The organism is Streptococcus sp. 339, from assembly GCF_013277285.1.
GTDB classification, from domain to species: domain Bacteria; phylum Bacillota; class Bacilli; order Lactobacillales; family Streptococcaceae; genus Streptococcus; species Streptococcus pseudopneumoniae.
In genome coordinates this window covers 1-12747 of record NZ_VMMR01000019.1, presented here as the reverse complement: position 1 = coordinate 12747, position 12747 = coordinate 1, and the positions used below count along the sequence as shown (strand labels likewise).

At 39.4% G+C, this 12747-nt stretch carries 12 protein-coding genes and 3 pseudogenes; 1 reads left to right on the top strand and 14 read right to left on the bottom strand.

Features of this window, described 5'->3' with window-relative positions:
- Nucleotides 1–23 precede the first annotated feature (23 nt).
- A complete protein-coding gene (locus HT736_RS02490; protein ID WP_172930714.1) occupies nt 24–953 on the bottom strand; it encodes a peptidase U32 family protein in 930 nt (309 codons plus the stop codon).
- 139 nt (nt 954–1092) lie between these two features.
- Here HT736_RS02490 and HT736_RS02485 point away from each other — a divergent pair, with 139 nt between their 5' ends.
- The gene (locus HT736_RS02485) at nt 1093–1380 is read left to right on the top strand and encodes a DUF3270 domain-containing protein (RefSeq protein WP_172930713.1); all 288 of its coding nucleotides are present in this window, start codon (nt 1093–1095) and stop codon (nt 1378–1380) included.
- Nucleotides 1381–1549: 169 nt separating this feature from the next.
- Here the strand turns inward: HT736_RS02485 and ciaH are convergent, their stop codons facing one another.
- The 13 genes and pseudogenes from ciaH to HT736_RS02420 form a co-directional block, all read right to left on the bottom strand.
- Nucleotides 1550–2884, bottom strand: a complete 1335-nt coding sequence (ciaH, locus tag HT736_RS02480; RefSeq protein ID WP_023938233.1) for a two-component system sensor histidine kinase CiaH — start codon at nt 2882–2884, stop codon at nt 1550–1552.
- Nucleotides 2874–3548 (bottom strand): two-component system response regulator CiaR, encoded by a 675-nt coding sequence (ciaR, locus tag HT736_RS02475; protein WP_172930712.1) that lies wholly within the window; start codon nt 3546–3548, stop codon nt 2874–2876. Before ciaR ends, ciaH begins: the two co-directional genes overlap by 11 nt.
- Before the next feature lie 108 nt (nt 3549–3656).
- Entirely contained in the window at nt 3657–6203 is a 2547-nt protein-coding gene (locus HT736_RS02470; RefSeq protein ID WP_172930711.1) for a M1 family metallopeptidase, read from the bottom strand.
- A gap of 122 nt (nt 6204–6325) precedes the next feature.
- Nucleotides 6326–6766, bottom strand: coding sequence for an ASCH domain-containing protein (locus tag HT736_RS02465; RefSeq protein ID WP_001813094.1), 441 nt, complete (start codon nt 6764–6766; stop codon nt 6326–6328).
- Nucleotides 6741–7612: pseudogene (locus tag HT736_RS02460) on the bottom strand (putative PEP-binding protein). The gene HT736_RS02465 and the pseudogene HT736_RS02460 overlap by 26 nt, the downstream one beginning before the upstream one ends.
- Nucleotides 7613–7653: 41 nt before the next feature.
- A complete protein-coding gene (locus tag HT736_RS02455; protein WP_023940515.1) occupies nt 7654–8382 on the bottom strand; it encodes a GNAT family N-acetyltransferase in 729 nt (242 codons plus the stop codon).
- A gap of 7 nt (nt 8383–8389) precedes the next feature.
- A pseudogene (locus HT736_RS02450) lies at nt 8390–8868 on the bottom strand (NUDIX hydrolase).
- Between the two features lie 9 nt (nt 8869–8877).
- The gene (locus tag HT736_RS02445; RefSeq protein ID WP_050262098.1) at nt 8878–9576 is read right to left on the bottom strand and encodes a 3-oxoacyl-ACP reductase; all 699 of its coding nucleotides are present in this window, start codon (nt 9574–9576) and stop codon (nt 8878–8880) included.
- On the bottom strand, nt 9569–9805 hold the full coding sequence (locus HT736_RS02440) for a DUF2829 domain-containing protein (protein ID WP_000141913.1): 237 nt from the start codon (nt 9803–9805) through the stop codon (nt 9569–9571). The genes HT736_RS02445 and HT736_RS02440 overlap by 8 nt, the downstream gene beginning before the upstream one ends.
- A gap of 99 nt (nt 9806–9904) precedes the next feature.
- Complete coding sequence (locus HT736_RS02435) at nt 9905–10831, bottom strand: aldo/keto reductase (RefSeq protein ID WP_138701313.1); 927 nt, start codon at nt 10829–10831, stop codon at nt 9905–9907.
- Nucleotides 10832–10905: 74 nt separating this feature from the next.
- Nucleotides 10906–11721 carry a hypothetical protein gene (locus tag HT736_RS02430; RefSeq protein WP_138701312.1) on the bottom strand — a complete coding sequence of 272 codons (816 nt, stop codon included), beginning with the start codon at nt 11719–11721 and terminating at the stop codon, nt 10906–10908.
- A 3-nt stretch (nt 11722–11724) separates the two neighbouring features.
- Nucleotides 11725–12045 (bottom strand): PadR family transcriptional regulator, encoded by a 321-nt coding sequence (locus HT736_RS02425; RefSeq protein WP_000665422.1) that lies wholly within the window; start codon nt 12043–12045, stop codon nt 11725–11727.
- 267 nt (nt 12046–12312) lie between these two features.
- A pseudogene (locus tag HT736_RS02420) lies at nt 12313–12705 on the bottom strand (IS630 family transposase); the annotation flags it as partial.
- Nucleotides 12706–12747: the final 42 nt, after the last annotated feature.

Genomic DNA, 12747 nt, shown 5'->3' with positions numbered 1-12747 from the left:
CTTCTCTCAACGAATCATTTACTTTATTTAACCATGTCAGGATCGTAATCATAAAATCCTGTATCAAGGAAACGGTTTTTAGGGTGAAGTTTACGAACTTCTTCATCCAGCAAGAAGGCTTGGTCATGGCTAAAGTTGTCCTCTTGAATCAAGCTACGCGCTTGGATAAAGAGTTTTGCAATCTCAACAAAGTTCTGACCAGGTGTATAGAGACCTTCTAATTTCCAGTGAGTAAAGCCATGCTCCACCAATTCTGTTAATTTTGTCATCAAATCAAGGTCGTTATTAGCAAAGATGTGGGTACCATGATTGTCTTCAAAAATGGAATAATGGCTCTCTGGGTCACTTGGCTCAGCCAAGAAGAGGTCACGCTTGCGCGTCTTTTCATCATCGATATGCGTAAAGTTATAGTAGTTTTGCAAGAGCGGACGTTTAGAATGATGGATGACACTAGCACCGTACACCAAAACTTCAGCAGGAATTTCCAAAATCTCTGGCATTTTGAAGAGTTCAACCGATGGAATTTCACGCGCCAAAACAGCCTCAGATGCGCCAGCCTTTTGTCCCCAGAAGTTAATCTGGCGACTACTTGTTACCATAGTCGAAGCATCGTAGATGGTCTTAAAGGAATAACCATCGCGATTGACTACGTAAAAAACACCTGCATCCCCAATCGTAATGTAATCGGTCTCAATTTCTTCCAAGAAATCGAGGAAGGGCTTAATACAATCCATCATGCCTTGGTGCATGAGGGCGTTAACCGCAACGATCAATTTCTTACCAGCATCATGAACCAGATTAGCGATTTCACGCAATTGGTCATGACTAAAGGTTGTTGGCAGACGAAGGCCAAAATCTTTCTCACCGACATAGATACGGTCTACGCCAGCTTCGAGCAATTGTTTAACTTGTTCAATACTTTCAGCAGTTGCTGTAATGATAATCTTTTCCATAGGAAAAATTATACCATATTTCTCCAAAATCAGCTATTCTTTAAAAATGAAAAGGGACCTTATTCTTTTTGTAACCTTTCTGTAATAATTCTCTGCTGAAAAAATGATAAAATAGGTATGTACTGTTAAGGAGAGAATCATGCCCGTAAGAAAATTACAATCCTATGAGGTAGACTATCAAGAAGAATTAAACTCGCAACTTCCTCATTATCAAGCTTATACACCTGAAGCACAAGCTGATAGCAATTTCAAAGAAATTTTATTTTTTGTCAATATCGCTGTTTTTTGTATCTGTATTGCTATCTTTAGTTTTATCTTTTTAGCATTAAAATTATCAACTGCTCTTGCCTTTGCCGCAGCAATCGGATCCAGCTTACTTGTTTTAAAAGTTCAACGGTCTATTATCAAACGAAAACGTAGAAAATAAATCCAAAAGAGTCTGGGACAAAAGGATTTTGATTTTAGGAATTCTTTATTATAAGTTTTTAAAATCGATAGATTAGACAAAAAAGCGAACAAAACAGAATTCTGAGTGTCAGATAACTTGTTTTGTTCGCTTTTTATATTTAAGGTTAGACTTTTGCCCCAGACTCTTTTTATTTTTTCTTTTTCGATGGTGTGTGGATGGCAATCTTCACTTCAAAGATTGTTCCCTTGGGTTTATTATCTTTAACAGTAATGGTTCCTTTAAGCGCATCTACAATTTGCTTGGCCAGAGATAATCCTAAACCGAAACCACCTTTTTGACGAGTTCTAGCCTTGTCCACTCGATAAAAACGATCAAAAATTTTCTTTTTATCTTCTGTCGAAATACCGACTCCATTATCAGAAACCAGTAAATACAGATTACGATCGGTCGCCGAGATAAGAAAATCAATTTCACCATCCTCTTCAGTATACTTGACAGCATTATCAAATAGGATAGTCATCAACTGCTTCAAGAGAAGCTGGTCTGTGACAATCGGACGATGGATACGATTTTCAAAACGGAAGACACGATCATTTTCCGAAGCAATCATCTCATAGTTTGTGAAAGTCGTATTGAAAAAACTAGTTGGAACTTCTGCAAGCTCCGGCTTAATCCCATCATCTCTCCGAGCTAAGTTCAGCAAGTTTGTCGTCAAAAAACGCATATTTCGGACTTCTTCCAAACTCGATGCAATACTTTCGCTCACATCCATAATGGTAGCTTCTGGCTTACGGAAAAGGGTCTCTAAGCGATTTTGCAAAACTGCAAGTGGAGTCCGTAACTCATGACTGGCATTTTCCACAAAGGACTGCTGCTTCTGCATGCTCTCAAGCAGGGGTCGAACACTAACCCGAGCTAGATAAAGACTTGCAAGCAAAGACAAAATCCAGAAACTTACCATCACAACGACAATCAATTGCTCATGCTTTTGACTGGCCTGCTCCAACTGACTGGTATTAATCAAGACAGCTGCATACTTGATATTGGTTGAAACCGAACTGATATTGGTTTCCATCAAAATCATGCGATAGATTTCTTCCTGCCCATAGCTATTAAAAACCTGAATCTGGTAGATATGGCCTAGTTCTTTTTTCTCTAACCTAATCTTATCCAAGCCCAAAAATCGATTTCCAGAAAGAAGTTGAGTAAAGTCCTTATCAAAGAGAATGACTTCCGTATTGGAACTGACATTAGGTTTTATTTCTACTTTACTAGCGTCCGCCCTAGCATTTTCTAAATCTTTAATCTCTTCTGTTGCCCTATTCACTGCCAGTTGAATAACTGCTTGAGGATTTTCACTCAGTCCGTGGAGTTTATCATCCACCGAAGTATAGAGACTCGAGTGCATGACCTGTAAAATAATCAGAGTCATGGTAGAGAAAATCAGAGTGAAGACACCAAAGTTGCGGATAAAATAACTAAAATCATCCGCATACCATGTTTTTTTTAGTTTACTGAACATCTTTTAAAATATACCCAACACTGCGCAAGGTTTGCAAATTCTCTGCAAAAGTGGTTCCTTTTAATTTCTTACGGACTTTTGAAACATAGACTTCGACAACCGAAATCGTTGTATCACTATCAAATCCCCATAGACGATCAAAAATCTGAGTCTTAGGCAAAATAACATTTTGATTTTGAAGGAAATAAACCAGTAAATCAAACTCTTTCCCCAGCAATTCGACAGGAGTATCTTCAACCTTAACGGTATTGGTTGACAAATTAACTACAACATTTCCATAAGTCAAGGTATTTTCATTAAACTTACCTGAACGTTTGAGAAGGGCTTGAATCCGCATTTTGAGTTCTTCTAGGTAGAAAGGTTTGGTCAGATAATCATCCGCTCCCAGTTCAAATCCATGTCCCTTGTCATCCAAACTTTCCTTGGCAGTCATGATCAGAACTGGAGTCGTAATCCCCTTTTCACGCAATTCTTTCAAGACTTGGAAGCCATTTTTTTCAGGCAACATCAAATCGAGCAAAATCAAATCATAGACGCCACTTTCAGCTTCGTAGAGACCTTCTTCCCCATCAAATACCTGCATGACATCCGCAAAATCGTCTAAAAAGTCAAATACTGAATTTGACAGGCCTAGGTCATCCTCAACCAATAAGATTTTTATCATGAGAAACTCCTCCTTATTAAAACTATTATACCAAATTTGCCTTAAAAAAAACTCAACTCTCTGCATTTTACATGAGATAGCTGAGTTTTCTTTTTATTTTAGGCTTATTTATGCATTTCCGTATTGAAGAACAACTGCTTCGACTGCAGCTTTTTCACGGCTAATCAAGTCAACACGCGCTGCAATTTCCTTGATTCCCATACCGATGTTACGGCTAAGAGCAAGGTCAGAAAGTTGCGGCTCAAAGAACTCCTTGTATTCCGCCAAGCGTTGCTGAGTCTTAAATACATGAGCAGGAAGGATAACAAAGCTATCAAAGCTCATATCTCCTCCAAGGGCTGCCTTAATCCAAGCCCAGTTTTCACGCGCCCAAGACCAAGCTGTTTTCTGAGTTGCTTGATGAGCTAGGAATTGGTAATACCAAGCAGACAAGTCCTGTGGTTTCACCACAAATTTGTCCTTCCAAGCAGCAATCAAGGTTTGGATATTGTCCGCATCTTTACTATAGGCAAGAGCAGATGCCAACTGACGTTTAAAGACAGCATCTGTTGCATGAGTATAAGTATCAAGATAAAGTGCTAACAAGTCTTTAGTCTCATGATGTTTCATCTCATTGATCAGAACTTGTGAGCGAATAGCTGCTGGGAGTCCTGCAAGATTCTCCTTGTGTGTTGCAAAGATTTGGCTAGCGACTTGACTAGCTTCTGCATCATTTGAGCGAATCATCATCGAAACAGCCAGCTGACGAACCAATTCATCCTCATCTGATTCTCCGTCTTTAGCTTCAAAACCAAGACGGTCATAGTTATGACGAGCCAATTTAGCAACCAAGGCTTTGAAGGCTCTTTCAGCATCCGTTCCTTCATCAATAAAGCGCTCAAGGGCTGAAATCACTTGAGAAACAGCTGAAACCACCAGATAAGACTCTTCCTTAGCAAGTTTATCAAGAACTGGAAGCAAGTCTGCATAAGAAATGTGCCCTGCCTCAGCCAACAAACGACGTTCTTGAACAATTTGCAGTTTGCTTGTGTTATCAAGTGTCTCTAGCTCAGCAAGAACAGCTTCTAACAAGTCTCTTTGATAGTCGGTAATATAGTGGGCAGTATTTTCAGTGTTGAGACGAAGAGCTCCTTCATTTTCAGCAAGAAGAGCTGCGTAGCCTGGGATTTCGATACTTTCAGTTTCAAGTGTATCAGGTAAACCTTTCCAGTTGCTGTTTAGTGGTACAACCCAGAGACGGTTCTTGTCTTCGTTCTCACCGATAAAGAATTGTTTTTGTGAAATCTTCAAAACATCATTTTCAACTTTGACAGTAAGAACTGGGTAACCAGGCTGTTCCAACCAAGAATCCATGAAGGCTGCGACATCACGTCCTGACGCTTGACCAAGGGCATCCCAAAGGTCACTACCAATGGTGTTGCTGTATTGGTGTTTTTCAAAGTAGGCATGCAAACCTTTGGCAAAATCAGCATCTCCTAGCCAACGGCGAAGCATGTGCATGAGACGGCTTCCTTTGGCATAGACGATAGCGCCATCAAAGAGCGTATTGATTTCATCTGGGTGTTTGACTTCGACGTGAACAGACTGAACACCATCAGTCGCGTCACGTTCAAGAGCAAGAGGTACTCCACCTGTTTGGAAGTCTTCAAAAATATTCCAGCTTGGTTCAATAGCATCCACACAGACGTACTCCATCATGTTAGCAAAGCTTTCATTGAGCCAAAGGTCATCCCACCATTTCATAGTTACGAGGTTACCAAACCATTGGTGAGCCAATTCATGGGCCACAACAAGGGCAACTTGTTGACGACTGGCAAAGGTAGAGTTCTCATCTACAATTAAGCAAACTTCACGGTAGGTCACAAGACCCCAGTTTTCCATAGCTCCAGCTGAGAAGTCAGGAAGGGCGATATGGAGAGATTGAGGGATTGGATACTTGACTCCGTAGTAATCTTCGTAAAACTCGATAGAGCGAACGGCAATGTCCAAAGAGAAATCAAGGTTAGAAAGTGGATGTGCTTTGGTAGAGTATACACCAACGAGGGTACCATTCTTAGTTTTAGCGGTCACCCCTTGCAAATCACCAGCAACAAAGGCCAACAAGTAAGAAGACATGCGAGGTGTTGTCTCAAACTTCCAGATACCTGTTTCCTTACGGTTTTCAACATCGATTTCTGGCATGTTTGACAAAGCCAATTCACCTTCTGCTTGGTCAAAGCAAAGAGAGAGGTCAAAAGTTGCTTTGGCTTCAGGCTCATCCACACATGGGAAAGCTTCGCGCGCAAAATGGCTCTCGAACTGAGTAGACAAGACCTCCTTCTTGACTCCATCAACTGTATAATAAGAAGGGTAAATCCCTGTCATGTTGTCTGTAATTTTACCTGAGAAAGCGATAACCACTTCAACTTGACCTGCTTCCGCAAGTTCAATATGAAGGGCTTCATTGTCATGATCAACTGTAAATGGACGAGCTTGACCTGCAACTTCTACAGAAGCGATTTCCAAGTCTTTTTGGTGGAGGTAGATGCGATCACTCTGTGCTTGACCAGTGATGGTCACCTTCCCAGAAAACGTCTTGGTCTCACGACTCAAGTCTAAAAATAAATCATAGTGTTCAGGAACAAATTGCTTAATAAAATGTTCAACTGCTTGCATAGTTTTCTCCTATTCTAAGTTTAAGAGCTAGAGCTCTTCTTCAAACAAACTTATTATATCATATTTTGCTTGAGAAAAAAGGATTGGACAGCGATTTCCAAAACTTTCTTCCTTCTAATAGTCTACAGGGGGTAGACCTTGCGAAATTCTTCTAAAACAACCTTGCTTTCAGGTGTAAAAGTCAGCCCTACTTCACCCAAACAGTCTGTGAAAAAGTCCTCATGAACCTGGCGCCAATAGGCAAGTGATTTGTCTCCCTCACCTTCCTTAAAGGCATGTTGCGCAGAAACTTGATTGAAGAGTTCAACAGAAACCTTTGTAATTTCGACAATGCAGACAGACTGATTTTGACTATCTAAAATGATATCGAAGGTCCCTACTTGGGGAAGTGGTTCGTCTTCTAGTACATAGAGGTCATAGGCTGATGCTGTTGCTGTCTTTTCTCCTTTAAACACCAAATCCGCTAAAAGGTCTGGTTCAACTCCAAAAGCCCAAGCATCGATTTCATCTCCGATCAAAGGATTGATTTGCTTGTATTTATTCCACATTTCTTGCGGTATCATGGGTACTCCTTTGTAATTTTTTACTTTCTTCTTTTATGTGTTTAAGATGATCTGGATGGTCAATCTCTAAATCAAAAATCTCTGGAATAGAACTGTAGTGGATAATGCACTTGATACCCAACTGATTCATTTTTTGTATGAAAGAAGTATTCAGATAGCCTGCTACAGCAAAATCAATCTTTTTCATCCTTGCTTTATCCTGCATCTGTCTCAACATATCTAACATTATTGGACTTTCCATATCATGCCATTGACTGTTTCTCACAGTCGCAAAAACAAAAGAAGTCAAATCATTCATTCCAACTACAATCTTTGAAATACCAGCTTCCAGTATCCTGTCCAAGTCAAAATACGCTGACGGTAATTCAATCATTATGCCAATTTTTCCAGTAAAACCATGCTGACGCAGTACTGTAATAGCTTGCTTTAACTGCTCAGCATCATTGACAAAAGGAAAGATAAGAGATAGATTGGAGTTGGTTTGATAAACTTCTGTAACGACATGTGCTTCAGCCTGAAATTCATCCGGACACGCCAGCAAACGCCTCGTTCCTCTATAACCCAAACAAGGGATGATTTTCATCAAAATACTCTTTAGTCCCCTTTAGACAATTAGCTTCTGTATTCGTTAATTCAGTAAAACGATACCAGACTTCTTCATCTGAGTACAGGGAGCAGATAATCGCTAGATAAATCTTTTACAAATTGCTGACAACTAGGTAACAGTATGTTTTTGTTGAGCTCTCTCAACAAGTATTCCCCACGAATCATGCCGACGTGGTGAAATAATTAGGGGTAAACTTTTTCAATAATTTTTTCGCCACTAAGGGCAAGTTGATTTTTCATAGCCATTCACCTCGTCTTAAAAGATACAACATCATATATAATTATATCAAAATTTCCTCTAGTTCAAAAGCTTCATAAGGTTCAGCTAACTCATATCCTAAAAATTCTGCTACTTTTTTGGAAGCCTCATTATGAGCATCCCAAAGTGGAAACATATCCCTATTTAAACTCTCTAGAATCATTGCAGCACCAAGTTTTTTAGCAAATCCATTTCCTTGTTCGTTTGCTCTAGTTGCAACTTCCACTTCAACTGCTCCACGGTAAACTAACCCTGAGGAAATCCCGGCAATCAGTTCATTATTTTTAAGAATCACAAAGCCAAATCCACCTTTTAAAACAAAATCCGGATAGGACTCAAAATCCCCCTGTAAATCTTGTGACCATTCTTCCTCAGAAAAGCAGTTATAAATATGATTATCAATAGGCACAATATTGTAACCTTCCTCTAAATGAGTAACTAGATCATTTAGAAATTCAACTTGAAAATTTGCCTTATCTTTAAAAGAATAGCGAGTAAAAGAATTTAGCCCCACTTTCCGATGCAGAAAATCTTGCCAATTGGTATTTTCTGAAATAATAATCTTATAATCTAAACCATATTTCCTAACAAAATCTTCCCAAAATCTGGAATCTAACTCCCCTGCTAGGTATAGAAAATTCCCAACATCATAAAAGCTTGTTGTCCTATCACTGTTTCGGTAGACAGTTCCGATTTGAGATTTAAGACCATAGAGAACCATATTTTTCTTCCATGTTTTAAATAGTTCCATTATTCCCCTACTTCACCTTCCAATTCATGTAAGAAGTCTTGTCCAGTTCTGGAAATCCTAATAATTCAGACTTAACCTTCAAGACCAATGGCGATGCATTTTCTTCTGTGATCTCTTGAATATCCATCCAAATATATCCAAGTGAATCATTCGCACCATCAGACACAGCTTCCGAAATCGTAACTTGAGGTGCACTCTCAGTCATTTCAACATCATACAAGGGCATGCATGGTGAACCATAAAATTTTTTAACTCTTCCCTGACGAAAACATCGTAGATTCGAGGAGTAGAGTAGCTTCTAACAGTAAATCCCGTCTCTTCCATAACTTCTCTAGTCAGCGTTTCCGTCAGTCCTTCACCAAGTTGCTGACTGACTCCAGGTAGATCATACCGATGTTGATAAGGACCTCTCGTTTTTTCAATGCAGAGTAACTTCCCATTTTCAAAGCAAACAGCGTAGACTCCAAAGTGTCTTTTGATTTCCATCAGATCCTCCTACTTCAAAGACCAGCCGCCATCTATTGTCAAGATTTGTCCTTGCATGGCGCTTGCTTTTCCACTTGCTAAGAAAAGGCTGATTTCTGCTATTTCCTCTGGCTCAATCCAGCGTTTGATTGGCGTTTCACTAGCCACCCAGTCCGCTAAACCACCTGGTTCAAAGTCGGCAGCGGTCATACCCGTCTTGACAGCTCCTGGAGCAATCCCAAAGACCTGAATTCCAGCTTCAGCATAGTCTAGAGCCAACTGCTTGGTGAAGCCAGCCAAGGCATGCTTGGATGAAGTATAGGCGTGACCACCTCCACCTGCTAGGCTAGAAGCAATGGAGCACATATTGATGATGATTCCCTTTTTATTTTCCAGCATTTGTGTCAAATAATAGCGAGTCAACTCAACAGGAGTCATGTAGTTGATTTCAAAAATCTCCTGAATTTCCTGCGCCGTTTGTTCCAACAGTGGTTTGTAATCATCCAAAACTCCAGCAGTATTGCACAAAACCTCAACCTGAGGACACCAGTCAAAAATAGGTTCCAAGTCCAAGGTCAAATCTCTCTGTAAAAAGTGGAAATCACCCTCTAAGAGTAGATTTTCACCTTGGTCAACTCCATAAACTTGATAGCCCTTCTCTAAAAAGAGTCGAGCCTGAGCCAGACCAATCCCTGAACTTACTCCCGTAATCAATACGCGTCTAGTCATGCACTTCTACCCAATCCGTCGCCAAAACATCACAAGGTGTCGGACTCCACATGGAAAAACCTTCTCCTTCGCCAGAAACGTTGATTAGGAAGTAGGGCGTCACTTCAAGTGCAACCCCATTTTGCTCGATAGTGTCAAAAAGTTGGACATAGTTTTCAGCACCTCCCCAACCAGTTCGTACATATTTTTTCTTAGCCTTTAACCCAGGCAGGATTTCTTCAAAAGTCATGTTATTCTCCTTTAAAATCAATAATTCTTCCCTTCATTATAACAAAAAAACCGCTTTGCAACGGCTTTTTGACTGTGATTTATTTACATCTGCTTCTACTTACGGCAAATTATTCCCTGCTGCAAGATAAATTTCATACCATTCTTTTCTTGTTAAGCTAAAGTTTGCCGCTTGGCTAACTTCTCTCAAGTGATTAGGATTTGTGGTACCTACGACTGCCTGCATTTTTGCTGGATAACGCAATATCCAAGAAATAGCAATAGTTGAAGAGGTTACTCCATATTTAATAGCTAAACGATCAAGTACTTGATTTAAAGCTTGAAATTTCTCATTTCCAACAAAATTCCCTCTAAAATACCCGAATTGTAAAACAGACCATGCTTGAATGACCACATCGTGTAATTGGCAATATTCAAAAATGCTGCCATCTCGCATAGCTGCTTGACTATCTTCCATATTAACATGAAAACCTGATTCGAATCCTGGAGTAAAAGCCGCACTCAATTGTAGCTGATTAACAGCTAACGGTTGCTTGACATCTTTTTTAAGTAACTCCATCATCATAGGATTTTGATTAGAAACTCCAAAATCTCGAACCTTACCTTGTTTATAAAGGAAATCAAAGGCTTCTGCTACTTGGTCAGATTCCATCAAAGCATCTGGTCGATGAAGAAGCAAGCTATCTAAATACTCAACCTGCAATCTTTGCAAAATACCGTCTACTGATTTTATAATATAGTCCTTAGAAAAATCAAAATAGGTAAATTCTTCTATGCGAATGCCACATTTGGACTGAATCCACATCTTTTCTCTTAAATCTGGACGATTTTTTAGGACAAGACCTAACAGTTCTTCACAACGACCACGACCATAAATATCAGCCAAGTCAAAAGCATTGATTCCAACAGACAGTGCTGTTTCTACCAGTTCTTCAACTTCTTTTACAGACTTATCTTCTATTCTCATCATTCCGAGAACAATTTTTGATAATTCTTTGTCATCTTGACCAAGAGTTATGTATCTCATCAAATTTTTCTCCTTAAATTTCTAATATTCTTCCCTTCATTATAACAAAAAACCGCTTTGCAACGGCTTTTTGACTATATTTCACTCCATTTTATCTTCTTAAACCCACGGAACAAGACAAAGATTCCAATAAAGAGGACAGCTAAAGGAATAACTTTTGTAAGAAAAACATTTGAAATTCCCATCCACTCATAGTAACGAAGCAGAGAACCTACCACAAGATGGGCAATAATCATACTGACAAAGGGACGAAAGACCGCTTCTTTCCAATTCCAAATACTGATGACTAGAGAAAGCGTAAAGACAAGGAAACTATCCCAGGGAGCAGGAAGATAAAATGCTCCTTCTTGTACAAAACTTCCTATTCCTACATATCCTAGAACGACTAGCAGAACAAGACTTCCAACGACAATATAGGTGCCAATTTTCATTTTAGAAGAATCTTGGACTAAGCTCCAACGTAAGATTGTAGCCACAAGCCCAAAGCCAACTAGAAAAAGAAGAAGTTGCCCTAAAAACGTGAGCAAATTGACTGTTAAGAGAGGACCTTTAGAAAAATCACCCAGTAGATGATAGTAACGTAATACCGCTAGGACAAGAATTGGTGTTAAAAAGGACTCTTTGACCGAACTGCGTGGTGCTTCCTTGAGCATCTCTTTCATTAATTTTTTAGGATTCTTACCTAAATAATCCTCTGCACTCATGCCATCTCGTTCTGCTTCTGAAAAATCTAACATCATCAAATAAATCTGCTCTCTGAGATAGTCCTCATCATAGAGAAATCCAGCAAGATTAAAACTATCCCACAGTTCCTCAAAATACTTTTGATTCTCCTCAGAAAACTGATGTAACAAAGCGCTTGTTTCTTCGTAATACTTCATTTTCTTCATGGTTTATCCTCCATTCTTAATTCCTTCTACTTTTTGACTCAAATCATCCCATTGTTGCCAAAAGACTGAAACACGCTCTTCTCCTTCTTTAGTTAACGAAAAATACTTCCTATCTGGACCATCTGGCGACGGGCGCATGTCACCTCTTATCCATTGATTTTTTTCTAACTTTTGTAATAAAGGATAAATAGTTCCTGGAACGATAGTGTCAAATCCAGCCTCTCGCAAAGTCTGAACCAACTCATAACCATACCGCTCTTTTTGACCAATCATATCCAAGACACAACCTTCAAGAACACCTTTTAATAGTTGAGTTTCCTTCATCCCTTCCCCCTTCTATCTATTTTGTAATACCTACTAGTAACTTCATCTATAATATACCACTTTCACACTAGTTTGTAAAGCATAATAGTTAATACTCTTCGAAAATCTCTTCAAACAACGTCAGCGTCGCCTTAGTGTATATATGTGACTGACTTCGTCAGTCTTATCTACAACCTCAAAACAGTGCTTTGAGCTGACTTCGTCAGTTCTATCCACAACCTCAAAACAGTGCTTTGATACTCAATCATTTTCAAAAAGCAACCTTGTTCATTGTCTACTGACAGTGGACTTTAAAACGCTTTTTTCCAGTCCTTGAATAACTTCTTGAAGCTTATCAATGACGGCTTCCAATGTTTGGAAAACCTTGTTTTTAAAACCTCGTTTTCGAATTTCTTTCCAGACTTGTTCAATAGGGTTCATTTCTGGTGTATAAGGTGGGATAAAAGCCAACTCAATATTACTTGGAATCTCTAAGGTACTTGATTTATGCCATATAGCATTATCCAGGAGACGTAAAATATAGTCAGCTGGATAAGCTTGTGAGACTTGCAGTAGAAATTCATTGATCCACTCAGTATTGCATCCTCCAGCAATGAGGAAAAAGGAATCTCCTGTCTGATCATCTACTGCCCCATAACAATAGCGATATTCTCGCATATACTGACAAGGAATGCTATGTCGTCTTCATTGAGGCGCCCAACA

Excerpts from the sequence above, each read along its gene's own strand:
- HT736_RS02490 (WP_172930714.1), bottom strand. The coding sequence starts at position 953 with ATGGAAAAGATTATCATTACAGCAACTGCTGAAAGTATTGAACAAGTT.
- HT736_RS02440 (WP_000141913.1), bottom strand. The coding sequence starts at position 9,805 with ATGACTTTTGAAGAAATCCTGCCTGGGTTAAAGGCTAAGAAAAAATAT.
- ciaH (WP_023938233.1), bottom strand. The coding sequence starts at position 2,884 with ATGTTCAGTAAACTAAAAAAAACATGGTATGCGGATGATTTTAGTTAT.
- ciaR (WP_172930712.1), bottom strand. The coding sequence starts at position 3,548 with ATGATAAAAATCTTATTGGTTGAGGATGACCTAGGCCTGTCAAATTCA.
- HT736_RS02445 (WP_050262098.1), bottom strand. The coding sequence starts at position 9,576 with ATGACTAGACGCGTATTGATTACGGGAGTAAGTTCAGGGATTGGTCTG.
- HT736_RS02435 (WP_138701313.1), bottom strand. The coding sequence starts at position 10,831 with ATGAGATACATAACTCTTGGTCAAGATGACAAAGAATTATCAAAAATT.
- HT736_RS02430 (WP_138701312.1), bottom strand. The coding sequence starts at position 11,721 with ATGAAGAAAATGAAGTATTACGAAGAAACAAGCGCTTTGTTACATCAG.
- HT736_RS02465 (WP_001813094.1), bottom strand. The coding sequence starts at position 6,766 with ATGATACCGCAAGAAATGTGGAATAAATACAAGCAAATCAATCCTTTG.
- HT736_RS02485 (WP_172930713.1), top strand. The coding sequence starts at position 1,093 with ATGCCCGTAAGAAAATTACAATCCTATGAGGTAGACTATCAAGAAGAA.
- HT736_RS02455 (WP_023940515.1), bottom strand. The coding sequence starts at position 8,382 with ATGGAACTATTTAAAACATGGAAGAAAAATATGGTTCTCTATGGTCTT.
- HT736_RS02425 (WP_000665422.1), bottom strand. The coding sequence starts at position 12,045 with ATGAAGGAAACTCAACTATTAAAAGGTGTTCTTGAAGGTTGTGTCTTG.
- HT736_RS02470 (WP_172930711.1), bottom strand. The coding sequence starts at position 6,203 with ATGCAAGCAGTTGAACATTTTATTAAGCAATTTGTTCCTGAACACTAT.